Genomic DNA, 23,887 nt, shown 5'->3' with positions numbered 1-23,887 from the left:
TACCGATACTCCCTTTCTATTTATGATAACGATAACTATTATTACACTTTATCCAATAAAACTAAAGAACCTATTTAATTTTCAAAAAGTTTTAAATTTACGGCAAATTAAATTGTTATAACAAATATGCTTTTTTACCCCGAAAATAGCCTCAATAATGAGGCGAACAAATCGTATTGACTTTCAACTAACAACGATATATAATATATCCAGTATAAAAATTATATTGGAGGTGGCAACTATGAAAATTGAATTAGGATTAACTTCATTTGCCGATAATAGTGCGATTCATATGCCGGAAGGTTCAGAACTTCCTATTTCAAATGCACAACGAATTAGAAATATAGTAGAAGAAATAGAATTGGCAGATCAACTAGGCTTAGACATCTATGGCTTAGGCGAACATCATCGTAAAGATTATGCTGTGTCAGATCCAGTAACTGTGTTAGCTGCTGCAGCTGCACGTACTTCACATATCAAACTATCATCAGCTGTTACTGTTTTATCATCTGATGACCCAGTCAGAGTATACGAGCGCTTCTCTACATTAGATGCTGTATCTAATGGGCGAGCTGAAGTAATGATAGGTAGAGGATCATTTATTGAATCTTTCCCATTATTTGGTTACAACTTAAATGACTATGAAGATTTATTTAATGAAAAACTTCAAATGCTATTAAAAATTAATAAGCATGAAATCATCAATTGGGAAGGTAAATTACGTCCTAGCGTTGAAAACACAGGTGTTTATCCTAGAATAGAACATGGCGAATTACCGATTTCTATCGCTACAGGTGGTACACCTGAATCATCATTACGAGCAGGTGCATTTGGTTTACCAATCACTTATGCTATTATTGGTGGTAATCCTAAACGGTTCGCACGTAATATAGAAATTTACAAATCTGTTGCTGAATCATATGGACATGATCCATCTCAATTACCAATATCTGTACATTCTTGGGGATATATTGCTGACACTGATGAGCAAGCTAAACGCGAATTCTTCCCTTCATTAAAAGCCCATCAAGATGTACTTGGTAGAGAACGTGGTTGGCCACCTTTCGATGAACAAGCCTTTGAAAGAGAAATTGGAAGCGAAGGTGCGATATACTTAGGTAGCCCTGAAACGGTCGCACAAAAAATTATTGAAACTGTAGAAACTCTAGGTCTTAATCGTTTTATGATTCATACACCAGTTGGATCAATGCCTCATGAAAAAACAATGCATTCCATCCGTCTTTTCGGGGAAAAGGTTAAACCTATAGTAGATAAATATTTTGAAGATAAATAGGAGGAAATATTTTTATGATTTTACGTTATGCTACAAATTTAAAACTTGCTAAAGAACTTTACGATGCATCAAAACCAAAATTACAAGGTGACCAAGGTATGTCAGATACATTCACAAATGTCTTCGGTATGCCTGAAAAATCAGTTAAATTAGCTGGTACGATTGAAGCAGCTGCTGCAGGCTTATTCGCAGTAAGCTTCTTAAGTAAAACTGCTTCACGTTTAGGCTCATTAGCTACAATTTCAGTACTAAGTGTAGCAGCTTACAAACACTTCGAAGCTGGACATGGTAAAAAAGGTGCTCAACATGCATTAGACTTATTAGGCTTAGCAACATTAAGCTTATTCGATACTTTTGACGGTAAACGCAAATAATTAACACGGAGGTCACATTAAGTGACCTCTTTTATTTATATTTATTTAACATATGCATGGGTATATGACACAAATGATGATCTTCAGGATAATGTTCCAATCTATCTTGATGTTCGTGCGCACTTTTTACATAGTTAGACAGAGGTAAGACTTCCACTACAATATGATCACTATCTTCACGCTCATTAATAAAAGTTTGTGCTTCCTTCAAATGTTGCGTATTTTCACTATATAATCCTGTTCTATATTTCTTACCTATATCTTGACCTTGTTGATTTAAACTATATGGATCAATCACTTCAAAAAGATATGACATAATGTTCCGAATAGTTAAACTATCCGGATCAAATGTTAACTTTACACATTCGGCATAACCATCGTATTCACCATTCAAATTTGATGTTGTTCCATTCGCCCTTCCAGCTTCAGTTGATACGATACCTGGTATTGTTTTGAAAAAAGCTTGCACGCCCCACAAGCAACCTCCAGCGACATATACTACTTCCATCGTCCTCACCTCTTTATATGTATTCTACATAACATAAAGCCTGATCAAAAGTACTTACTATATTGGATGATATTAAGTATTATTTCATGATGGATGATTAGAGTGACAAAACTGTTATTTCATTGACACCTGATTCATAGGGCTTTCAAATGATTTGATGCTATATTTAGATTGTACATAACGAAGTTTTGATAACTAAACATTTAACTTTATGAGTTAACTACAATAACTTAGATAAAATTTCTTTACTGTATAAATAAATATATTCAAGGAGAGATTTTTTTGACTCATCATTCTATCAAATACTTAATTGGCGCAACTATCACTACTTCTGCTTTATTTCTTACATCACATCACGAGGCTTCAGCTGCAACTATAGAAAATAATCAAGTAGACCAAGGTTTTAATCATCAGTCGAATGGTAATGCCATCACTAATACTAATCAAACAGATTCATCTTATAATCACGACGAAAATGGTAACCCTATTACTGCGGTAAACAGCATCGATAGCAGTTTTAATCACGATCAAGACGGTAATCCTATTGCTTCTGATAGCAATATTGATAACAATTTTAATCATAATCAGAATGGCAATGCGATCGTTGCTGAGGATAATGTAGATGCTAGCTTCAACCATGATGGAGACGGTAATCCTTTAATGACAGCTAATAGTGTAGATAGTGACTTTAATCACGATCAAGACGGCAACCCTATTGCCACTGACAGCAGCATCGATAACAATTTTAATCATGACCAAAATGACGATGCTATCGTTGGTAATGATAATGCGGATGCTAGCTTCAACCATGACGAAAACGGTAATCCTTTAATGACGACTAATAGCGTAGATAGCAACTTCAATCACGATCAAGACGGTAATCCTATTGCTTCTGATAATAATATTGATAACAATTTTAATCATAATCAGAATGGCAATCCTATTGCCTCGGACAATAATATCGATAGCAACTTTAATCATGACCAAAATGACGATGCGATCGTTGGTAATGATAATGCGGATGCTGGATTCAACCATGATGGAGACGGTAATCCTTTAATGACGACTATTAGCGTAGATAGCAACTTCAATCATGATCAAGACGGCAATCCTATTGCCTCGGACATTAACATCGATAACAATTTCAATCATGATCAAAATGGCGATGCGATTGTTGCGGATGATAATGTGGATGCTGGCTTTAACCATGATGCAGTTGGACAACCTATTCATGCTAATAACCAAGCAATGATAAGTCGTTCAATGCAACAATCACATGATTCTACATCATCGCAATCAGCTATAACAACTCATCACCAATCAAAATCATTACCTGCAACCGGCCAAGAAAGAACACGTTCACCATACATCGGTTTTGTCATCACACTCGTTTTAGGTGTAGCTTTTATTTTATTAAGAAAATCATCTGCTAAAAAATAGGTTCACCATTTAAACACTTTTAATTTCATTACAATATATAATGCATAGAAGCACTAGCTAATTACTATTTATTTTATAGTTTTAGCCGGTGCTTTTTTATATGGTTAATATCCATTTTTGCACAATTAAATAATATAAAATGATATTTAATTCAATCTTATAGAAAACATTTCATAAAACACTATTTTCTACAAAACTTTTTTAATTATTTTATATATTTGTATTGACTTAAAAATTTTTGGTGTTATATTTGTGTTGGAAATATTATTTTTAGGAGGTTTTAAAATGAAAGTTAAGTTTTTAACAGCAAGTTCTTTGTTAATTGCAACTTTGACATCAGCGACATTAATTAATCCAGCACATGCAGAAACGACATCATCAACCGATAATCACCAACAAACCACACAATCTCAACAACAAAAGACACCGAAGATTGATAAAGGTAATAACGTCAAACCTGTTGAAAAGAAAGAACGCGCAAATGTCATACTACCTAACAATGATCGACATCAAATTAATGATACAACGTTAGGTCACTATGCTCCTGTTACTTTCGTTCAAGTTCAATCAAACGAAGGTACATTTATTGCATCAGGCGTTGTTGTTGGTAAAGACAAACTTTTAACTAACAAGCATGTTGTAGATGCGACTCACGGAAATCCACGCGCTTTAAAAGCCTTCCCTTCTGCAGTTAATCAAAATAATTATCCAAATGGTGGCTTTACTGGAGAACAAATCACTAAATATCCAGGCAATGCTGACCTAGCCATCGTTAAATTCTCACCTAATGACAAAAATCAAAATATTGGTGAAGTTGTTACACCAGCCACTTTAAGTGACAATGCAGATACAAATCAAAATCAACCTATCACCGTTACTGGTTACCCAGGAGATAAACCGCTTGCTACAATGTGGGAAAGTAGAGGTAAAATCACTCAAATACAAGGTGAAGATATGCACTATGACTTAAGTACAACTGGTGGCAATTCAGGTTCACCTGTATTCAATAGCCGTAACGAAGTCATTGGTATTCATTGGGGTGGCGCAGCCAATAGCTATAATGGCGCTGTCTTTATCAACAAAGATGTACAAAACTTCTTAAAACAAAATATTGAAGACATTAATTTCTCAAATAGCGACAATAATGACGACAATGATAACAATAATGGCACAGACGATAATAACAATAATAATAACGATGACGATAATAACTATGATAATCCAGACGCAGCGTAACTTGCCACACATATTAATATAAAAATTCAGAATAAACAGACAACGTATACTTATAAATCAATCATCAAACATTATCGGAGGTTGTTAAATGCATCATTCATATAAACATATATCATTTAAATTAATAAGTATTCTCTTATTCGCCATACTTTTATTATCAACCATTGCTTTTACTGACCTTAACAAATCTTATGCCGCACAGAAGTCCAATCAACTAGAAATTAACGTTAAAAATGATAAAGTCCCTCAAAAAGTACAGAATCTAGCACAACAACAATATAAAGGCTATGCCCAAGCTCTAGACAAACAAAAAAACAGCCAACCTGGTGACTATCAATTAGGCGAAGCATTTAAGATCTATAAATTTAATGGTGAAGAAGATAATAGTTATTATTATCCAGTATTAAAAGATGGCAAAATCATTTATACATTAACAGTCAGCCCTAAAAGTGAAGATGATTTAAAACAATCTAAAGAAAATGCAAACTATAGTGTGAAAATCTCAAATTTCATCGCTAAAGATCTAGATGCTATCAAAGACAAGCACACAAATATAACTATTTTAACTGATGAAAAAGGTTTCTACTTTGAAGAAAATGGACAAGTTAAATTAATTAAAGCCACACCGCTTCCTACAAACATCAAAGACAAAGAAAACAATCAACATATGTCATCTCATCTTAAACAACAACTTAAAGCAACATCTGAGCCAACAAAAATAAATGAAAATCAAGCAGCTGAAGCCGACCAAGACAATCAAGTTCAATATGAAAATACATTAAAAAACTTCAAAATAAGAGAACAACAATTTGATAATTCATGGTGTGCTGGATTTAGTATGGCTGCCTTACTGAATGCCACTAAGAATACCGATAAGTATAATGCACACGATATTATGAGAACGCTATATCCAAATGTTAGCGAAGAAGAATTACCACAATTCTCAACTAACCCACAACAAATGATTAAGTACGGTAACTCACAAGGTAGAGACATTCAACATCAAAGTGGTATGCCTTCTTATAATCAAGTTGACCAATTAACTAAAGATAATAAGGGAGCTATGATATTAGCTCATAGTGTTGAAAATAATCCTAATGACCCTCATCTCGGTCACGCGATGGCAGTTGTCGGTAATGCTAAAATTAATAACGAAGAAAAACTGATTTTCTGGAATCCATGGGATACTGATTTATCTATTCAAGATGCCGATTCTAATTTACTTCATTTATCATTCAACAGAGACTATACATGGGACGATACAATGATAGGTTATTAATAAACATAATATAGATATTGATTGAAGGCAGGCGACGCTATGTATCAACTCCACTTTATTCATATTAATGACGACGCACTTACACTCACAAAGTCACAGCAAGACACGATTCACTTATTTTTGGGTAATTGGATTAACCCATCAGTTCAAAAATCTATTAGCATTCAAACTGGCGTTGATACGAATCACAATCAATATCAAATTCTTCAAATTGATACCGAACATCAACGTATTAAACTGACATCTGAAGTAGACCCTCAACTCATGTATATTTTAGACTATGAAGATACAAACCATATTTTCATACAAACGTCGGTTAAAGATTCGTACGGCACATCAAGACCCATAAGATACGAAAAAATCTAATACTACATTTAAAGCGTCGTTCAAAGTCATTGAACGACGCTTCCCTTATAAATAATTAATCAATTAATAATTGAATACCTCTGACGATATTAATAATAAATAATACCCCTGATCCTACGATAAATGCGATATCCAAAATAAACAAAATAACCATTAAAACAGTACTTTGGTTGTAAACTGCTGGTGCCATTACAAAACAAATAATTGCTAAAACCATACAAACCCAAGACATAACATGGTTTAATAACGCTTTTTTAGAGTACGTTGATGCAAGTGCATCTGCAACGATCCAAACAATAATTGGAAAAAGTAAAGGTGCAAAGAATATACTTAAATAACTTAATGAACCCAATACATTACTTGTTCTATCGTTAACTATTTTTTGATTATCTTCCATCTTTATCACCTCTTCATTATAAAGGTTAATTGATTTCCTAGGTTATTCATCCTTCCCACTCTTCGTTTAACCTTATACATTATATTTATGAGTATTGTCTACATTATTTTTCATTATTCCTTTAAATTTATTCTTAAAACCATCTTAGAAATCGTCTCATCATCTCTGGTTCACATGGTCTATCCGAATAAACCACTTTATTGTTCACGATGGCTTTGGCATTTTCGATCATTTCTTCTATTTTATTTCTATAAGGTATTAACTTTCGTTCATCAAACAATTGATTTAAGACGAATGGTCTATGCTCTACAGAATGTGCATCCGATGCTATAAAGTGTGCTAAATGGCAATCAATAAAACGTAATGATAATTTTTGAGCACTTCTTCCGAAATCACCTAACAAAGAACTCGCTGTCAATTGACTCAATGCCCCGTTACAAATCAACTCATATAAGAGATACGGATTTTTGGCAATTGCTTTATTACGTTCTGGATGCGCTATGATTGGTATATATCCTAAAGATTGCAATTCATGACACAGTCGATTAGCATTATCAGGCACATCACCAAACGGTAGCTCAATCAATAAATATCGTGATTTATTTAATCCTTGTATACTGCCATACTCAATTTCATTAATCATTGCTTCTGTGAGCCTCACCTCTTGACCTGGAAATAATTCGATACCTAAATCTTTAATTTCCGGTATCTTTCTAATCTCTGCTAATTTCAAAGAAACGTTTTGAAAGCTATTGTTAAATTTAGGGTTTAGATGGTGCGGTGTAGCTATAACGCCTGTGATACCTTCCTCTTTAGCTTGAATAAGCAATTGAATCATTGCTTGCTTAGTTTTTGGGCCATCATCCATATTAACCAATATATGGTTATGAATATCGATCATGATTTGTCATCTCCATCATTGAATCATATATAATAGTGTTTAAACATTTAGGATATCCTTACAACATCAAAACACATTATATAAAATATTTATTTAATATTATTATACCACGATGACTTATGAATATATATTCGATTGCTAACTATATTTTCATCCTTAAATGAGATTATCTATTAAAAAATGCTTCATAAAAAAAAGAGTTTCCCATAATGAGAAACTCTAGCCTATCTGCTTATTTAAACGATACGTTTACGTATTGCACCAGAAATCAAATCAACGATAGCTACCATGACTACTAGTCCAATTAATATAATACCTACACGATCCCAAGAACGTGTTTGAATTGCAAAGATCAGTGGCGTCCCAATACCGCCTGCACCTATTAAGCCAAGAATCGAAGCAGAACGTAAATTCAACTCAAATCGATAAAGGATTAATGATAAAAATGATGGTAAAATTTGGGGAATAACTGCAAACACTAACGTCTTCATTTTATTAGCACCGCTTGCTTTTAAAGATTCTACGGCACTAAAATCCAAACTCTCAATATCTTCTGCTAATAATTTACCTAACATACCAACAGAATGAATACCGAGTGCCAAAACACCTGAAAATGAGCCAGGGCCTACTGCTTTAATAAAGATTAATGCCATGACAATTTCTGGAAATACTCGAATAACACTAAGTATAAATTTGCTTATTCCTGAAACAGGTCGTAACTTCACCATATTTTGAGCACCTAAAAATGCAAGCGGAATACAAATAATGACCGCTATAAAAGTACCAATTACTGCAATAGCAAATGTTTCTAATAACCCTCTTAATAAATCTTCGCCTTCAGGAATATAAATATAATTTAAATCTGGGTGAAACAAACCGTTAAAAATCGCTTTTAATATTTCAATAGATTTACTTTTGAGTTCTAAACTAGGCACACCTGAAAAAGCCCAAATAATTATACTCACTACTACAATTGCAATGAGCCACTGTTTAATCAACTTTTTGCGATGATTTTTAGTGTGTAATGGATATTGCGTTTCTTTAGTCGTCATGCGAGTTGTTCCCTCACTTTCGTACTAACGTAATCAATGATGACTACGATAACCAGCGTGAATAAAATAATCGTAGCTGTTTTCGGATATTGAAATAGACCTAACGTTTGATCGTAAAATAATCCAATACCACCCGCACCTACTAAACCTAGCACAGCTGAAGCACGTATATTCACTTCGAATGCATAAAGTACATATGAGGCAAATGATGATATCGCTTGTGGCACTACACCATAAACAATCCATTTCACCTTATTTGCACCTACCGCCGTCATCGCTTCCATAGGACCTGGGTCAATCGTTTCTAAAGATTCGTACAATAGCTTACCAATGATACAAATCGTTAGAATAAATAACGCTAAAATACCAGGAATTTGACCAATACCAAACACAGCAACAAATATCGCCGCAAGTAGTAAATCTGGAATCGTACGGACAATATTCAAAATAAATCGTGCAGGTATATTAATCCATTTCTTCTGTACTATATTACTGGCGCATAATAATGCAACTGGAATAGACACGATGCTTCCTAATACAGTACTAACAATCGCCATTCTAATTGTGTCTAACATGGGTTGTGTAATTTGACTTAAGTAGCTCATATCAGGTGGAATCATTTGGGCAAACAAATCACCTATTTGAGGTAAGCCAACCATTAAGTCCCCAACATTAAAACCTGTATAAATAAAACTCCAAACAATTAACACAATGAGTAATACAAATGTAAAACTTGTCTTGAGCGACATTTCCCGCTTTAAATATGTATCATAATTCTGTTGTACTGGTGCGGTCATACTAATTCACTCCCAGCTTTTCATCTTCACTAATTGATCGTCCATAAATGTCACTAAAGACGTCATCTGTCGCTTCAGAAGCAGGCCCATCATAGACCACTTCACCATCGCGTAATCCAATAATACGAGTACCATATTCTCTTGCTAAATCGACAAAGTGTAAGTTAATTAAAATCGTAATGCCTAATTCTTGATTGATCTTCTTTAAATCATCCATAACTTGTTTCGTTGTTAAGGGGTCTAATGATGCTACAGGTTCATCTGCCAATATGATTTCAGATTCTTGGCATAAGGCACGCGCAATTGAAATACGTTGTTGTTGTCCACCTGAAAGTTCATCCGAACGTTGATCATATTTATCTAAAATATTTACGCGCTCAAGTGCATGCATCGCTTTAATCTTATCTTCTTTAGGGAATAACCCAAGCACCATTTTCCAAGTCGGATGATAGCCTACTCTCCCACTTAATACATTTCTCAATACACTAGAACGTTTGACTAGATTAAAATGTTGGAAAATCATACCAATGTTTCGGCGCATTTCAAGTAATTCTTTACCTCGTGCTTTCGTTATCGATTGACCTTGAATGAAAATTTCCCCAGAGGTAATATCATGGAGACGATTGACTGATCTAAGTAACGTAGATTTACCTGCCCCAGATAAGCCAACAATAACCGCAAATTCTCCCTTTTCTATTTCTAAATTAATATTTTTTAATCCGACATGCCCGTTAGGATAAACCTTACTGACATCTTTAAATTCTATTTGACTCATGTTTGACACCTTTCTTTTACAAAGAAATACTAAGGTGAATTGAATATTATCCTCTCCCAATAATTTATCCAATTCAACACTTAGCATTTCAAAGTCATGTACTTTGTTTAAGTCATTTGAACTATATTTGCATCAATATGACGCGCTTCATTTATTAATGTAGTCTCTGTATGCATTACTTCATATCTTTAACTGCTTTTTCATTGTCTCTAACAACATCAAATTTAGAATCATCTGTATCAGTATAACCTTCATGTGAGTATACTTCTTTAATGATTTTGTGTCCCTCTTTAGTTTTTGAAATATCTTTAAATGCTTTTTTCAACTTATCTTGGAATTTTTTATCCATATCTGGTCTTACAGAAATCGTATCATTCGGAATGGCATCCGTAAGTTTTAAAATTCTAGTATCTTTGAATACATCTGGTTGGTCTTTCTTAACAATATTACGTGCATCATTAAATACGGCTGCTGCATCTACATCACCATTTAATAATGAAATGATAGCTTGGTCATGGCCTTTAACGTTCACGATTTTCATATCCTTAGTTGCATTAATACCCGCTTCTTCTTTTAATGTAGCTAATGGGAATGTGTAACCTGCCGTTGAAGTTACATCTTGTAAAGCAATTTTCTTACCTTTTAAATCTTTTAAACTTTTAATATCTGAGTCTTTTTTTACTAAAATTTCTGATTTGTAGTCATCCACAAGTTTATTGTTAGGTGAACCATCTTTGTTCACACCGTAACGTTGTGCTTGTAATAATAAATCTGCTGCTTTTTGATCATGTGCTAATGTGTAAGCTGTAGGAGGTAAGAAGCCGACATCTACTTTTTTAGATTTCATGGCTTCTACAATTGTATTGTAGTTGGTAGAAACGGATACTTTAACTGGCATATCCAATTCTTTAGACAGAAGTTTTTCAAGTGGTTTCGCTTTCGCTTCTAATTTATCTGCATTTTGTGAAGGTACGAATTGTACCGTTAATTCTTTTGGTTTATAATCTCCAGATTTAGAATCTGAACCTTTGTCAGAGCTCTTTTGATTATCTAAAGAGCTTGAGTTTCCACATGCTGCCGTAAACATAGTGACTGATAAAACAAGAATCAATAAATACTTCAATTTTTTCATCTAATAACTGTCCCTTCTTATACGTATTTGGTGTAATATGTATATAATAAAATTACACTTATAGATTATCACATATTAAAGTAAATTTGTATTATATTAAAATGAATTTTAATAACACATTTTTAAATACGCTTAAAGGTTTTGTAAATTTTATTAAATACTACACAATGTAAACGTCGATATTCTATAATTCATAATTAGAAAAAATTATTAAAGGAGTATCATTTATGAGAAAAATATATAAAAGTATTGTAGTTTCATCCATATTAGCAAGCAGCCTCTTCACTGCTATACCTATGACATTAGCTCAAACCAATCCTACGTCTAAAGATGAACCAATAGTATTATTTGATCGATCACATGCACAAACAGCGGGCGCTGCCGACTGGACAAGTGACGGTGCTTTTTCTGATTATGCTGATTCATTTAAATCACAGGGTTATCAAGTTAAAGACATTGATGGCCAAGCCAATATCGATGAACAAACATTAAATCAAGCAGCGATATTAGTCATCCCTGAAGCAAATGTACCATTTAAGAAAAGCGAACAAGAAGCTATTGCTAATTATGTAAAACAAGGTGGTAAAGTTGTTTTCATATCAGACCACTATAATGCAGATAGAAATTTAAATAGAATTGATTCTTCGGAAGCGATGAATGGTTATCGACGTGGCGCTTTCGATGATATGTCTAAAGGTATGACAAATGACGAGAAGCATTCTAAAGCAATGCAAGATGTTAAAAGTTCTGATTGGCTTTCTAATCAATTTGGTGTACGTTTTCGCTATAATGCCCTTGGAGATATGAATACTAAAAATATAGTGTCATCAGACGAAAGTATGGGCATTACCAAAGGGATCGATTCTGTATCGATGCATGCAGGTTGTACACTAGCTATTACTGACCCTAATAAAGCTAAAGGTATCGTGTACACACCTTCGCATTTATCGTCTAAACATAAATGGTCCCATGCTGTCGATCAAGGGGTGTACAATAATGGCGGTGTTGAAGAAGGTCCATATGTTGCCATTTCTAAACTAGGTAAAGGAAAAGCAGTATTTATCGGAGATTCCTCCTTAGTAGAAGATCGTTCACCAAAATACAAACGTGAAGATACCGGTGAAAATAAAAAAACATACAATGGTTTTCATGAAGAAGATAATGGAAAATTATTAACTAACATTACTCAATGGATGAGTAAAGAAGATACTTCAACATCTTTAAAAGATAGTATAATCAAACTGGATCGTAAAACAACGTTACATCAGTTTGAACAGCCTCAACAGTCAACTGAACCTGAAAAGGAACCTTGGTCTCAACCACCATCAGGTTATAAATGGTATGATCCTTCAACCTTTAAAGCTGGCAGTTATGGAAGTCAACATCAACACAATACCCAAACAGATTAACCCGCATAAGATGATCAACAAGAGGAGTGATATTTTATGGAACAACTTGCGTTTTACGTAGTGAGCGATATACATGGTTACATATTTCCAACAGATTTCTCCAAAAGAGACCAATACCTACCTATGGGCTTATTGTTGGCTAATCATTTAATTGAAAAAGACCAACAACATTACGCACATCATATTAAAATTGATAATGGCGATTTTTTACAAGGCTCACCATTTTGTAATTATCTCGTCTCTCATATCAAGAATAGTCAGCCTCTAGTCAATTTCTATAATCATATGTCCTTTCACTTTGGTACACTAGGTAATCATGAATTCAACTACGGGTTACCTTATTTGAAAGATGCATTGAATCGTCTAAACTATCCGGTGTTATGTGCCAATATCTTTGAGAATGGTGAATTACTCACGCATCAGGGCATTCACTATTTCGATGTTAATGGTAAAACAATTGGCGTGATTGGATTAACGACGCAGTATATCCCTCATTGGGAACAACCTGAACACATCCAGTCACTCACCTTTGAAAGTGCCGTAACAACATTACAACGTTGGCTACCCGAAGTACGCCGCCAATCAGACTTCGTTGTCGTGAGCTATCACGGTGGCTTTGAAAAAGATTTAGAAACTGGAGACCCTACCGAAGCGCAAACAGGTGAGAATGAAGGTTATGCAATTTTAGAACACTTCTGTGATGATATTGATATATTCATCACAGGTCATCAACATAGAGATATCGCAACGTTATTCAACCAAACGGCAGTCATCCAACCTGGTACACGAGGTCGATCTATAGGCAAAGTCGTTCTGAATTTCAACGATGACACTCATGAACGCATTGCGTCATGTAGTTTGTTACCGGTTAGCGATGATGATGACTTTGTTATTAATGAAGATGATCGCTATTTAAGAAGCCAATTAGAAGACTGGCTCGATACCCAGATTGCTGAACTACCTAATGAAATGATTGTGGATGATGCATTTGACGCTCGTGTAGCACCACATCCATTTATTAATTTTTTAAATTATGTCTTATTAGCTAAGAGTGGCGCCGATATGGCATGTACAGCCTTATTTGATTCAGCAACTGGTTTTACAAAACACGTTACAATGCGTGATGTTATTAACAATTATCCTTTCCCAAATACATTTAAAGTATTACGTGTGAGTGGTGCCGATATTAAAGCTGCAATTGAGCGCTCTGCTGAATATTTTGATGTTATTCATGAAGAAATCACTATCAGTAAAGATTTTATGGAACCGAAACCCCAACATTTTAATTATGATATATTCGCCGGTGTAAGCTACACGATTCATGCTGGTCAACCCCGAGGACAACGTGTAGCACATATTCAATTCAATGGTGAATCATTAGACTTTGATAAGACCTATACAATTTGTGTGAATAACTATCGTTCAGTGGGTGGTGGTCAATATGATATGTACACCAACGCACCAGTTGTTAAAGATATCCAAATTGACGGTGCACAATTAATTATCGATTACCTTCAAGAACATTCAAATTCTCATATTCCTGAGGTCGTCAATTTTAAAGTTGAAACGTAATGATAAAATATGAGAAAACCCTGCTCGATCATGTGTCGAACAGGGTTTTCAATTAGTTATGAAATGATATGTGCTTTTTCTCGTAAACATTATTTACAGTATTGAGTATGATACCTAATATAATAATGCCACCAGATATGAACGTAATCGTCATATATGGTAATCCGATTGATAATAATATTGAACCAAGTATAGCACCAATAAAGTTAGCTACGTTAAATATGGAAGCAGCAAGCGTACTTGCTAGTAATGGTGCTTCATGTGCACTTAAAATAATTTTACTATTTAATAGTGGTGTCGTACCAAATGTTCCAAAACCAAACAAGAAGCAAATGAGTAATGCTAATACTGCATAATGAACAAAAGTAACGAATAAGATAATAGTAATAAATAATAAGAAGAACGTATAGAATAAATATTTAGTTAAAGCGTGTTCTGGTACACTACCTGTAACTAAATTACCAATTACACCACCTAGTCCAAATAAGAATAAACATACGGTTAATCCAATTATTTTAAAAGGTGCATACTCATGAATCATTGGTTCCATAAACGTATAAGTTGTAAACACACCTGAATAACCAAATACGATGATAGAAATCACAATTAAAATGTGTGGGTTCTTAAATACGGTTAATTCTTTAGAAATATTGGCTTCTGCGCTTAATGAAACGTGTGGTGTAAACTTCATCATACCTAACATCGTTATCACTGCTAAGATAATCATGATACCAAATACAACTCTCCAATTAGCCAAGCCACCTAAAAATGATCCGAACGGCACACCAATCATGACTGCTATCGTTAGACCCGCTTGAACTAAGGCAATTGCTTGCGGTTTCTTAGCTGGTGGTGCAACAGCCGCTGCTACACTCATACAAACGCCAAAGAACGGTGCATGCATAGCTGCAGACATTAATCTTGATAATAAAAGCACATTAAAATTAGGCGCTAACATTCCTACTAAGTTACTCACGATAAATATAGCTACAAGCACAGGTAACAGGCGATGCGCATGGACTTTCATCGTAAATATACGCATGAATGGACCAATCACTGCCACACTGATCGCATAAACACTCACAAGCAGTCCCGCACTTGAAATAGATACATGCATGTCATCAGATATTTGTGTTAGTAATCCTGTGACAACATATTCTGCCATACCAACAGTAAATGTACCTAACATAAAAATAAAAAACATCATTTTATTTTCTCTCATCACTGCTTCCCCCTTTTCGTTTCATTCAAAAAATCAACATGAGTGCTATACTACAAAAGATTTTGAACAACGTGAAGAGGTATATAGAAATTTCTCGAATTCTTCAATACAAGTTTTCATAAGCTTTCATTTCATTTTCATTATATTAAGATTAAGACAATTTGGGATTAGGCATTCTAAAGCACTATCGTCTTAATATCATTTCATTGTAAATTGAATCTCTATACATCATCATGTATATGATTAAATTTCGACAATCATGTGACAAATATGAAATAGATTGGACTAGCCCATATAACCCCATCTTATTATGATAGATGCTAAATGAACGTTATAATGAAATGGAATCAATAAGACGATGAATATGGGGGTAACTACAATGACATCTCAACAAGACCAGCAAGACGAAAAAGTAATTGCAGAAGATGAAAAACAAACTAAACGCTCATTTTGGACAGACATGTTTAACTTTTTACCTGAAATGGTAGGTGGTCTTATGCGTCTAATTCGTTCATTGTTTTAAAGTGTGCATTTAACTTTTATTATGATGATGCTTAACTGGAGGGATAGATTTTGGCAACAAAAAATAAAAATGGTAAAAGAAGAAAAGTGGACATTCTAAAAGAGACAACCTATGAAATTCTATTTCAAAGTATACCTGAACTCATTTATGGCTTGATTCGTATAGTTAAAGGATTGATTTAACTATAAAATTAAATTTATTATTATAGAATATTGCACGTTTCTACAAATATTTAATATTTTAATCCATTTATCTTTACATTTACTATAGATAGTTATATACTGTTTATTGTTAATCGATTTGGAGGGATACTCAAGTCTGGCTTAAGAGGCCAATCATTTATGATTGGTAGGAGCTTCGTGCTCGCGTTGGTTCAAATCCTTCTCCCTCCGCTACTGAGTATATTATTGTAACCTGAGGCATTTCTTTATGTCTCAGGTCTTTTTTATTTACCAATAAAGGCGTCTCGCATTGTGCGAGACGCCTTATTATTTATGAATTATTGATGTGGATGGAATGTTTTTTGTGGTGCATGAATCGTCACATTATATTTATCTGCAATGCGTTGTGTTTCTTTATCAAGTAATTGATTATATTCTTTAGTTGATACTTCACTTGCTTTCGGTAATCTCTTTTCTAATTCTTCATATTGTTTCTCTGACATACCTTTAGGAGCAATACCACCATAAGGACGGTCACCTTGAGTTGTTTGTTGTTGATGTTTGGCAGTTTTATGTACTGAGCTTGCATCTGCCACACCAGATACACCTGCAACTGCGAGTGTACCTGCTAGTACCGAACCTGCTAACATTGTCATTTTTTTCATTTTTAAAATCTCCTTCCAAAAGTGAATTATTGACACATCTTTATCATAACAACTTTTTATAATTAAATCATTTATTTTTTATATTTCTTTACATATTTTTTACTTTTTTAAATTTAGATATTTAAATTCAATTGCTTTTTCATATTAAAAAAGTACCTAACATGCTCATATAGCGTATTAGGTACTTTACTCATATATTACTTAAATAATTCTTTTAATACTTTGAAGAATGAACCGATTAATTGGAAGAAATCTGCAGTCATAGCGTATGCTCCTTTCTCTATTTAACGTATAGCGTTTTTGATTATGCTTGTGCTTTTTGCTCAGATGTTAGCTTTTCACTTTGTACTAAATCATCTGCTAGACCATGCCAGAATTGTTGTAACTCTTCTCTAGTTCTTACTGTATCAGAACTATCTTGTCCAACAAAGTCAACATGATCCCAATCATGTTTCGTCGGTGTTACTTGCCAAATACCTTTTTGATTTTTATCTGTTGCTTGTGTATATTTTTGATTAAATGGATGTTGTGAAGAAATCACAGATACAAGTCCATCATTTTCTCGCCATTCTTTTTCGTTTGCTTTACCAATCACATTGCCAGTTAAAATAAATGGTAAGAACATGTTTAAATCTGCTTTTTGTCTACCAAATAGTGATGGATGCGTTGCCTCACCAGTATATGTTTTATAAACAATATTGGGATTTAATGATGTTTTACGGTTTAAGTCTGTTGCACCATCTCGAGTTAAATCATAGAAACCATTGTCTTGTGATTTCCATAAATTAGAATTTTTCACGCGTTTAGCATAATCGATATATGATTCATTTGGTTTTTGTTTTAAGCCCCATTGAGATAAACCAAAGTCGACTCTTGAATCTTTATTACCAAAGGCTTTACCAATATCATAAACAACCTGTCTTACAACCGCTTCATTACCTAATAAATCTGAAGCATGTGTACCATTATGTGGTGTACCAAGTGTTGTAATTGAAGAAACCATATTATCATTATTGCCTTTGAATAATGGTGAAATTGTACCACCATGTTTCTTCTGATACTCAATTTCCTCTTGGTTACCATTTCTTAAAAGTTCTTCAAGTTGGCGAATCGTTTGTCCACCCATACTATGACCAACTAAATGTACTTTTTGTCCTGGTTTCCAGTCTTTATATACACCTTCATATGTTTTACCATATCGTTCATGTCCATATTTCGCAGCATGTGCCGCACCGTAATCTACACGACCACCTTTGATATAGTAGTAGAGTTCTACCGCTCTGTCATAGTTACTACCAAAAGCACTGATACTTGCTTCATATGATTTGTAGCCGTTTTCTTCTAAATCTTGGCGAATGTTCATTTTATCGCCGCCCCAATAATGTGATAAGACAGCTGGGTTGATATCATCAGTGAATCCATTAAATCCATGAACGAGAATGATTGGATCATGATTTTTATACTGTTGTTGTTTGGCTTTCTTATTTGTTTGATCTTTATCTGCTACAGCTACTTTATTTTTAGACTGATTATTTAATGTAGCAACTGAGTTTGATTTCAGTGCTTGTAAACCGTCTTTTTGTTCCTTATCTTTTTTACTTGGATTATCTTTTGATAATAATGGTGAATCTTTTTCTAATTGATCAAGAGAGACAGGTTGCTTTTGTTTTGATTTTTGAGATGAATCAGTTTGATTCGGAGCTGTTGCTGTTTGATCAACTGATTGTGCTGTCACTTTATGTTGATCTTTTTGATTAATTGTGGCATCCGATTTTTCTTTATTCACAGTAGCATGAGTCGCTTTTTCTGTAGCATGACGACGAGAGAAATCCGGATCTACTTGTTGCGCTTTATGATTTTTATTGAACTCTGAATCTACATCAGCTTTCTTTTGCGCTTGCTTATGACTAAATTCTGGATCCACTTGTGAAGCTTTATGTCTGCTATTAAATTCTGGATCTACATCATGTTGATGTGTTTGAGTTGATGATGCTTTATCTTGCGCCTTTGGACTAGGCGTAGGCGTTTCTTCTTTTACTGCTTTACCATTAGCTTTGTCTTTTTGATTTGGCGTTGTAGTATCTGGTTTTTCAACAGACTTTGTTGCTTGATCTTCTGTTGTTTTTTCTTTAGGTGCTGTTTTAACATCTTGTTGTACTTGATCAACTGATTGATCACTTTCTACTGTTGCATCTTTTGGTTGTTTCTCTTCAGTATTGTCTTGTGACGTTTGTGTAGTATCTTTCTCAGATGTTTCTTTATGTAAGCTTGTTGGTGTTGCATCTTGTTGATTGTCATTTTGTGCTTCAACGCTATCGTTTTGTTTTTTTAATTCACTAGATTGATTTGTTTGTTCATTTTTAACATCATTTCCCTGTTGTTCCCCAATAGATTGTGCTTGTTGTGCTTCTGAATCAACATTTCCCTTATCTTGATTTTCAGCTGCTTGAGCAGAACCTCCACCAATAAATAATAATGCTGCGATTAAAATGGAAGATGTTCCTACACTAAATTTACGAATACTATATTTATTTTCTCTATTTTTCATATTCGGCACCTCTATTTTATTTAATTTTTAAACCAATCCTAAATAACTAGATGAATAAATTGACAATTGCACGTGGTAAAAACTCAATTAATTTTGTAAACCAAGCTTTCATAAGAACCATCCTTTCATTTATTGGTAAGCGCTTACAATAATATTAAAATAAAAAATTTCGACATCATCACTTACACTTACTTTAACTAGTAATTGATTAAAATGTTACGAAAATTTGTCTGAAAAGTCAATAATCAAATCCAATTCTATACAAATTTTATCTTTTTGTAACTATACACACTTGATCTAATGATAAATGAATGTGTTTGAATACATATCCATAACGAATTGAAAATACATATTAGGGTAATATCGTATTAAGAGGTGAAACACATGTCAGATATCAAAGTCATTGGTGCCAGACAAAATAATTTAAAAAATATCAATGTCACCATTCCTAAACATCAATTAACTGTATTTACAGGGCGTTCCGGCTCAGGTAAGTCTTCCCTAGTATTTAATACATTAGCTGCCGAATCTGAACGTTTACTTAATGAAACTTATTCGAGTTATATCCAACATCAATTAAGCCAATATTCCAAACCGGAAGTTGATCAAATTCAACATCTACCCGTTGCAATGATTATTAATCAGAAACGCTTAGGTGGAAATTCGCGTTCTACAGTAGGTACAATTTCAGATATTTATGCTTCTGTACGTTTATTATGGTCGCGTATTGGCGAACCATTTGTCGGGTACTCAGATGTCTTTTCATTTAATAATACACGAGGCATGTGCGAAACATGTTCAGGCTTAGGCTATGTCGAAGATATTGATTTAAATGAACTGCTTGATTTTGATAAATCTTTAAATGAAGATGCGATTAACTTTCCATCATTTCGTCCTGACAGTTGGAGAGGAAAACGTTATTTATATACAGGTTTATTTGATAATGATAAAAAATTAAAAGATTATACTAAAGAAGAATTGGACACGTTCTTATACACAGAACCAACAAAACTTAAAAATCCGCCAGCTAATTGGCCTAGAACTGCAAAGTTTGAAGGATTAATTCATAGATTTAGACGTTCCTTTTTATTAAATGATAACTTTGAAAAGAAGCGCTTTGCGAAAGATATTGAACGTGTTGTAAGTCAACATGCTTGTCCGTCATGCCAAGGCAAACGACTTAATGACAAAGTATTAAGTTGTAAAATCAATGGTATGAATATCGCTGATTTTACCGATTTACAAATTGATGATGCTTTAGCGTTTTTAGAAACGATTGAATCGACCAAAGCACAAGTTATTATCGAACCACTCAAACAACAACTTAAATCATTGAGCTATGTTGGTCTTAACTACCTAACTTTATCACGAGAAACGACATCCTTATCTGGTGGTGAATCACAGCGAATTAAGCTCATCAGACATTTGAACAGTCCACTCAGTGACCTTGTCTATATTATCGATGAACCAAGTGTTGGACTTCATCCTGAGGATATTCAACGTATTAACGACTTAATACAATCTTTAAAAGATAAAGGTAATACAGTACTTGTTGTAGAACATGACCCTGATGTTATAAAGACCGCCGATCATGTTATAGATATTGGACCATTAGCTGGTAAAGATGGTGGTGAGATTACATTTGAAGGCACTTATAGAGATTTACTCAAATCTCAAACGAGTACCGGCCAAGCACTTCATCGTACACATACTTTAAAAGATGACATTAGATCAAACAATGATATGTTAGAGATTAATGATATTTCTAAAAATAATTTGCAACATATCACAACGCAATTGCCTAAACATGCAATGACTGTCGTAACTGGTGTAGCAGGTTCAGGTAAAAGTTCATTAATTACATCAGCATTTGAAAAAGATAGCCATGCGATTTTCATAGACCAAAAACCTGCCCACGCATCAAACCGTTCAAACTTGCTAACTTATTTAAATATCTTTGATGACGTGCGCGCGTTCTTCAGTCAACAAACTGGCCTTAAGAAAAGTATGTTCAGTTATAATTCTGAAGGTGCCTGCCCCGAATGTCACGGTAAGGGCATTATTAAAACGGAGTTGGCATTTATGCCTGACTTCTCTCAAACATGTGAAATGTGCGGTGGTACAAGGTATCGTCCCGAAGTACTTGAAGCCAAAGTTGATGGCTACTCAATTGCTGATATTTTATCATTAACTGTCCAAGAAGCCATCGAAAAATTCAAAAATGATAAGCACATTGTTCAACCATTACAAGCTTTAGCAAATACTGGCTTAAATTATATGACACTAGGACAATCTCTTGATACGCTTTCTGGTGGGGAAATACAACGTGTTAAATTGAGTAAATATTTAACAGAAACGGTACATGATGCCATATTTATTTTTGATGAGCCTACGACAGGTCTTCATGAAGACGATCTTCCCATACTCATCGAATGTTTCAACCATTTGATTGATCAAGGTAACACAGTAATCCTAATCGAGCATAACTTAACGATGATGACACAAGCGGATTGGTTTATCGATATCGGTCCATATGCAGGTGATAAAGGCGGACAACTACTTTATAGCGGCGAACCACAAGGCTTACTTGATGTGAAACAATCTGTAACTGCTAAACATTTAAGAAGATATATCGAACAATAGTATATCAACGGCACACGAAACCAGTACGTGAAGACAAAAACGTACTGGTTATTTTTAGCTAACATGATTTAATAACAGCTTAGTCAGAGTGAGCTTCTTTATTAACTTTTAAAAAGACATATGTCCCCTTTATTGATGATATCGTCCCATTCCTTATCCCTCTTAAATCCCAATCTTTGAGCCAGTTTAATGGACGGAACATTTTGTATATTGGTTCTGACAATATGCGTTGTCTCATTATCTCTACTTAGCATCCATTCATCAATTCGACTAATCGCTTCATATGCATAATTACGACCAGTATATTCTGGCAGTAATCGGTAATAAAGATTTAAAAAGCGTTGGTCATTTATCGTTCTATATTCATACCCCATGATACCAACTACCACATCTTTATCTTTAGGTTGAATCAAGAAATAACCAAATTGATTATCTTGCCAATGTTGGTCCCATTGTTGAATGTAATGTGCTGTATCTTCAATATCTTCATGGCGACCTAAAGGTGTATATCTTGTCGCCTCGTCATTAGTATGTAATTGAAATAAGTCCTCTACATATTTCATAGACGGTTGTATTAATTTTAAATGTTCTGTTTCTATCATTGCCATCCCTCCATTTATTAAATCAACTATAATACTTTTTCAATTTTTTTGATTACTTTATTTACATTCCTATCACTAGTGGATTTATTCAAATTGTCTATATAGAAATGTTTAATATTTTTAATGCCTGCAAGCTTTAATGGGTATTTCATGACTCTATACCCTAATCTACCTTGTAATATATGAAACCATTCACTACCACCTAAAGTATAAATAATGATTGCTCTTTTATCTTTCCAAAGTCCATTTTTAAAATATTTTTTCCGCTTAAAACTAAAGGCATATTCTGGCCAAAATACCATGTCAATAAACCCTTTTAATATCATTGGTAAATTCAACCAATATAATGGATAAATAAAAATAAGTAATTCACTTTTATTCAATTTTTCTATACTTCTAATTTGATATTCAGACATTTTCGTATGATATCCCTTGCTAAGGGAATAAATTTCATGTTGGTCATTTTGCAAATTAAATTTTTGATAGTTTTGATCTAAAAGTATTTTTTCAACACTTTGAAGAATTTCTTTACATTTACCTTTTTCATTTCCAGCATAAATTAAACTAATCATATATTTTCCTTCCATCCCGATAATTCATCTAAAATCTTAGATTTATTTTCTTCATATTTCATGTTTTCAGACATAATTTTTATTTTTTCTACTCTTTTTAAAATTTGAATTTGTTCATCAATATTGTCTTTTATTATTTGGATTATATTATCCAGGAATATTTGAGATTCATCATTACAACTTTGTGTTACTGGTTTTTGAAATAATGAAATAATATATTCAATATCTTTCAATTTTAGATTCAGTCTTTTCAAATCATTAATTATTTTCAATAGTTGAATATCTTCTTCTTTGAAATCTCTATAACCATTTTCCTTTCTTTGAACTTTAATTAAATCCATTTCTTCATAATAGCGAATCTTGGATTTAGAAAGACCAGATATTTCGGAAACTTTATCAATATTCATAAAACCACTCCT

The 23,887-nt window shown here is 33.7% G+C and carries 23 protein-coding genes, 1 tRNA gene and 1 pseudogene; 12 read left to right on the top strand and 13 right to left on the bottom strand.

What is annotated here, in order from left to right:
- Positions 1-241 precede the first annotated feature (241 nt).
- The gene (locus tag JX000_RS00890; protein WP_031464095.1) at positions 242-1,294 is read left to right on the top strand and encodes an LLM class flavin-dependent oxidoreductase; all 1,053 of its coding nucleotides are present in this window, start codon (positions 242-244) and stop codon (positions 1,292-1,294) included.
- A 14-nt stretch (positions 1,295-1,308) separates the two neighbouring features.
- Positions 1,309-1,668: a hypothetical protein gene (locus JX000_RS00885; protein WP_002452034.1), complete on the top strand. Its 360-nt coding sequence runs from the start codon at positions 1,309-1,311 to the stop codon at positions 1,666-1,668.
- A gap of 31 nt (positions 1,669-1,699) precedes the next feature.
- On the opposite strand, the gene JX000_RS00880 is transcribed toward JX000_RS00885, so the two are convergent.
- On the bottom strand, positions 1,700-2,176 hold the full coding sequence (locus JX000_RS00880) for a peptide-methionine (S)-S-oxide reductase (protein ID WP_145506447.1): 477 nt from the start codon (positions 2,174-2,176) through the stop codon (positions 1,700-1,702).
- 282 nt (positions 2,177-2,458) lie between these two features.
- Between JX000_RS00880 and JX000_RS00875 the strand changes: the two genes are divergently transcribed.
- The 4 genes from JX000_RS00875 (at position 2,459) to JX000_RS00860 (ending at position 6,497) form a co-directional block, all read left to right on the top strand.
- Complete coding sequence (locus JX000_RS00875; protein WP_206140776.1) at positions 2,459-3,616, top strand: hypothetical protein; 1,158 nt, start codon at positions 2,459-2,461, stop codon at positions 3,614-3,616.
- Between the two features lie 285 nt (positions 3,617-3,901).
- Positions 3,902-4,852, top strand: a complete 951-nt coding sequence (locus JX000_RS00870; protein WP_075778277.1) for a trypsin-like serine peptidase — start codon at positions 3,902-3,904, stop codon at positions 4,850-4,852.
- A gap of 88 nt (positions 4,853-4,940) precedes the next feature.
- The gene (locus JX000_RS00865) at positions 4,941-6,131 is read left to right on the top strand and encodes a C47 family peptidase (RefSeq protein ID WP_145506453.1); all 1,191 of its coding nucleotides are present in this window, start codon (positions 4,941-4,943) and stop codon (positions 6,129-6,131) included.
- Positions 6,132-6,170: 39 nt separating this feature from the next.
- Positions 6,171-6,497 carry a cysteine protease inhibitor staphostatin B gene (locus JX000_RS00860; protein WP_145506456.1) on the top strand — a complete coding sequence of 109 codons (327 nt, stop codon included), beginning with the start codon at positions 6,171-6,173 and terminating at the stop codon, positions 6,495-6,497.
- A 55-nt stretch (positions 6,498-6,552) separates the two neighbouring features.
- Here JX000_RS00860 and JX000_RS00855 read toward each other — a convergent pair whose 3' ends face one another.
- The 6 genes from JX000_RS00855 to JX000_RS00830 all read right to left on the bottom strand — a co-directional run bounded on the left by JX000_RS00855 (position 6,553) and on the right by JX000_RS00830 (position 11,551).
- A complete protein-coding gene (locus JX000_RS00855; protein ID WP_206140775.1) occupies positions 6,553-6,894 on the bottom strand; it encodes a hypothetical protein in 342 nt (113 codons plus the stop codon).
- 133 nt (positions 6,895-7,027) lie between these two features.
- Positions 7,028-7,795 (bottom strand): tyrosine-protein phosphatase, encoded by a 768-nt coding sequence (locus JX000_RS00850; protein WP_145506461.1) that lies wholly within the window; start codon positions 7,793-7,795, stop codon positions 7,028-7,030.
- Positions 7,796-8,031: 236 nt separating this feature from the next.
- On the bottom strand, positions 8,032-8,847 hold the full coding sequence (gene phnE / locus JX000_RS00845; RefSeq protein WP_145506464.1) for a phosphonate ABC transporter, permease protein PhnE: 816 nt from the start codon (positions 8,845-8,847) through the stop codon (positions 8,032-8,034).
- Positions 8,844-9,644 (bottom strand): phosphonate ABC transporter, permease protein PhnE, encoded by an 801-nt coding sequence (phnE, locus tag JX000_RS00840; RefSeq protein WP_145506467.1) that lies wholly within the window; start codon positions 9,642-9,644, stop codon positions 8,844-8,846. The genes phnE (JX000_RS00845) and phnE (JX000_RS00840) overlap by 4 nt, the downstream gene beginning before the upstream one ends.
- A gap of 1 nt (position 9,645) precedes the next feature.
- Entirely contained in the window at positions 9,646-10,419 is a 774-nt protein-coding gene (phnC, locus tag JX000_RS00835; RefSeq protein ID WP_002452377.1) for a phosphonate ABC transporter ATP-binding protein, read from the bottom strand.
- A 175-nt stretch (positions 10,420-10,594) separates the two neighbouring features.
- Positions 10,595-11,551, bottom strand: a complete 957-nt coding sequence (locus JX000_RS00830) for a phosphate/phosphite/phosphonate ABC transporter substrate-binding protein (RefSeq protein ID WP_145506470.1) — start codon at positions 11,549-11,551, stop codon at positions 10,595-10,597.
- 227 nt (positions 11,552-11,778) lie between these two features.
- On the opposite strand from JX000_RS00830, the pseudogene JX000_RS00825 reads away from it, so the two are divergent.
- Positions 11,779-12,957, top strand: a pseudogene (locus JX000_RS00825) (DNA-binding protein); the annotation flags it as partial.
- A gap of 39 nt (positions 12,958-12,996) precedes the next feature.
- Positions 12,997-14,532: a bifunctional metallophosphatase/5'-nucleotidase gene (locus JX000_RS00820; protein WP_145506476.1), complete on the top strand. Its 1,536-nt coding sequence runs from the start codon at positions 12,997-12,999 to the stop codon at positions 14,530-14,532.
- Between the two features lie 52 nt (positions 14,533-14,584).
- On the opposite strand, the gene JX000_RS00815 is transcribed toward JX000_RS00820, so the two are convergent.
- Positions 14,585-15,754: an MFS transporter gene (locus JX000_RS00815; RefSeq protein WP_107546413.1), complete on the bottom strand. Its 1,170-nt coding sequence runs from the start codon at positions 15,752-15,754 to the stop codon at positions 14,585-14,587.
- A gap of 379 nt (positions 15,755-16,133) precedes the next feature.
- Here JX000_RS00815 and JX000_RS00810 point away from each other — a divergent pair, with 379 nt between their 5' ends.
- The 3 genes from JX000_RS00810 (at position 16,134) to JX000_RS00805 (ending at position 16,669) form a co-directional block, all read left to right on the top strand.
- The gene (locus tag JX000_RS00810; protein ID WP_186364173.1) at positions 16,134-16,277 is read left to right on the top strand and encodes a hypothetical protein; all 144 of its coding nucleotides are present in this window, start codon (positions 16,134-16,136) and stop codon (positions 16,275-16,277) included.
- A gap of 50 nt (positions 16,278-16,327) precedes the next feature.
- Positions 16,328-16,459: a hypothetical protein gene (locus JX000_RS12230; RefSeq protein WP_002452383.1), complete on the top strand. Its 132-nt coding sequence runs from the start codon at positions 16,328-16,330 to the stop codon at positions 16,457-16,459.
- A 120-nt stretch (positions 16,460-16,579) separates the two neighbouring features.
- Positions 16,580-16,669, top strand: a tRNA-Ile gene (locus JX000_RS00805).
- A 107-nt stretch (positions 16,670-16,776) separates the two neighbouring features.
- Here the strand turns inward: JX000_RS00805 and JX000_RS00800 are convergent.
- Complete coding sequence (locus tag JX000_RS00800) at positions 16,777-17,103, bottom strand: cell surface protein (RefSeq protein ID WP_145506479.1); 327 nt, start codon at positions 17,101-17,103, stop codon at positions 16,777-16,779.
- Between the two features lie 304 nt (positions 17,104-17,407).
- Positions 17,408-19,651, bottom strand: coding sequence for a YSIRK-targeted triacylglycerol lipase (gene lip / locus JX000_RS00795; RefSeq protein ID WP_002452386.1), 2,244 nt, complete (start codon positions 19,649-19,651; stop codon positions 17,408-17,410).
- Positions 19,652-20,035: 384 nt separating this feature from the next.
- Between lip and JX000_RS00790 the strand changes: the two genes are divergently transcribed.
- Positions 20,036-22,294 carry an ATP-binding cassette domain-containing protein gene (locus JX000_RS00790; protein ID WP_075778285.1) on the top strand — a complete coding sequence of 753 codons (2,259 nt, stop codon included), beginning with the start codon at positions 20,036-20,038 and terminating at the stop codon, positions 22,292-22,294.
- Positions 22,295-22,395: 101 nt separating this feature from the next.
- Here the strand turns inward: JX000_RS00790 and JX000_RS00785 are convergent, their stop codons facing one another.
- From JX000_RS00785 to JX000_RS00775, 3 genes are read right to left on the bottom strand one after another with little or no spacing between them, the layout of a single operon-like run.
- Positions 22,396-22,896 carry a GNAT family N-acetyltransferase gene (locus tag JX000_RS00785; protein WP_145506485.1) on the bottom strand — a complete coding sequence of 167 codons (501 nt, stop codon included), beginning with the start codon at positions 22,894-22,896 and terminating at the stop codon, positions 22,396-22,398.
- Positions 22,897-22,922: 26 nt separating this feature from the next.
- On the bottom strand, positions 22,923-23,468 hold the full coding sequence (locus tag JX000_RS00780) for an NAD(P)H-dependent oxidoreductase (RefSeq protein WP_145506488.1): 546 nt from the start codon (positions 23,466-23,468) through the stop codon (positions 22,923-22,925).
- The gene (locus JX000_RS00775; RefSeq protein WP_145506491.1) at positions 23,465-23,875 is read right to left on the bottom strand and encodes a MerR family transcriptional regulator; all 411 of its coding nucleotides are present in this window, start codon (positions 23,873-23,875) and stop codon (positions 23,465-23,467) included. The genes JX000_RS00780 and JX000_RS00775 overlap by 4 nt, the downstream gene beginning before the upstream one ends.
- Positions 23,876-23,887 lie beyond the last annotated feature (12 nt).

This window comes from Staphylococcus sp. SB1-57 (assembly GCF_017086425.1).
GTDB classification, from domain to species: domain Bacteria; phylum Bacillota; class Bacilli; order Staphylococcales; family Staphylococcaceae; genus Staphylococcus; species Staphylococcus warneri_A.
The sequence above is the reverse complement of the archived record's forward strand: the minus strand, read 5'-3'. Positions and strand labels throughout refer to the sequence as shown.

Bases quoted from the DNA above. Each gene is read 5' to 3' on its own strand.
- JX000_RS00890 (WP_031464095.1), top strand. From the start codon at position 242: ATGAAAATTGAATTAGGATTAACTTCATTTGCCGATAATAGTGCGATT.
- JX000_RS00885 (WP_002452034.1), top strand. From the start codon at position 1,309: ATGATTTTACGTTATGCTACAAATTTAAAACTTGCTAAAGAACTTTAC.
- JX000_RS00880 (WP_145506447.1), bottom strand. From the start codon at position 2,176: ATGGAAGTAGTATATGTCGCTGGAGGTTGCTTGTGGGGCGTGCAAGCT.
- JX000_RS00870 (WP_075778277.1), top strand. From the start codon at position 3,902: ATGAAAGTTAAGTTTTTAACAGCAAGTTCTTTGTTAATTGCAACTTTG.
- JX000_RS00865 (WP_145506453.1), top strand. From the start codon at position 4,941: ATGCATCATTCATATAAACATATATCATTTAAATTAATAAGTATTCTC.
- JX000_RS00860 (WP_145506456.1), top strand. From the start codon at position 6,171: ATGTATCAACTCCACTTTATTCATATTAATGACGACGCACTTACACTC.
- JX000_RS00855 (WP_206140775.1), bottom strand. From the start codon at position 6,894: ATGGAAGATAATCAAAAAATAGTTAACGATAGAACAAGTAATGTATTG.
- JX000_RS00850 (WP_145506461.1), bottom strand. From the start codon at position 7,795: ATGATCGATATTCATAACCATATATTGGTTAATATGGATGATGGCCCA.
- phnE (WP_145506464.1), bottom strand. From the start codon at position 8,847: ATGACGACTAAAGAAACGCAATATCCATTACACACTAAAAATCATCGC.
- phnE (WP_145506467.1), bottom strand. From the start codon at position 9,644: ATGACCGCACCAGTACAACAGAATTATGATACATATTTAAAGCGGGAA.
- phnC (WP_002452377.1), bottom strand. From the start codon at position 10,419: ATGAGTCAAATAGAATTTAAAGATGTCAGTAAGGTTTATCCTAACGGG.
- JX000_RS00830 (WP_145506470.1), bottom strand. From the start codon at position 11,551: ATGAAAAAATTGAAGTATTTATTGATTCTTGTTTTATCAGTCACTATG.
- JX000_RS00820 (WP_145506476.1), top strand. From the start codon at position 12,997: ATGGAACAACTTGCGTTTTACGTAGTGAGCGATATACATGGTTACATA.
- JX000_RS00815 (WP_107546413.1), bottom strand. From the start codon at position 15,754: ATGAGAGAAAATAAAATGATGTTTTTTATTTTTATGTTAGGTACATTT.
- JX000_RS00810 (WP_186364173.1), top strand. From the start codon at position 16,134: ATGACATCTCAACAAGACCAGCAAGACGAAAAAGTAATTGCAGAAGAT.
- JX000_RS00800 (WP_145506479.1), bottom strand. From the start codon at position 17,103: ATGAAAAAAATGACAATGTTAGCAGGTTCGGTACTAGCAGGTACACTC.
- lip (WP_002452386.1), bottom strand. From the start codon at position 19,651: ATGAAAAATAGAGAAAATAAATATAGTATTCGTAAATTTAGTGTAGGA.
- JX000_RS00790 (WP_075778285.1), top strand. From the start codon at position 20,036: ATGTCAGATATCAAAGTCATTGGTGCCAGACAAAATAATTTAAAAAAT.
- JX000_RS00785 (WP_145506485.1), bottom strand. From the start codon at position 22,896: ATGATAGAAACAGAACATTTAAAATTAATACAACCGTCTATGAAATAT.
- JX000_RS00780 (WP_145506488.1), bottom strand. From the start codon at position 23,468: ATGATTAGTTTAATTTATGCTGGAAATGAAAAAGGTAAATGTAAAGAA.
- JX000_RS00775 (WP_145506491.1), bottom strand. From the start codon at position 23,875: ATGAATATTGATAAAGTTTCCGAAATATCTGGTCTTTCTAAATCCAAG.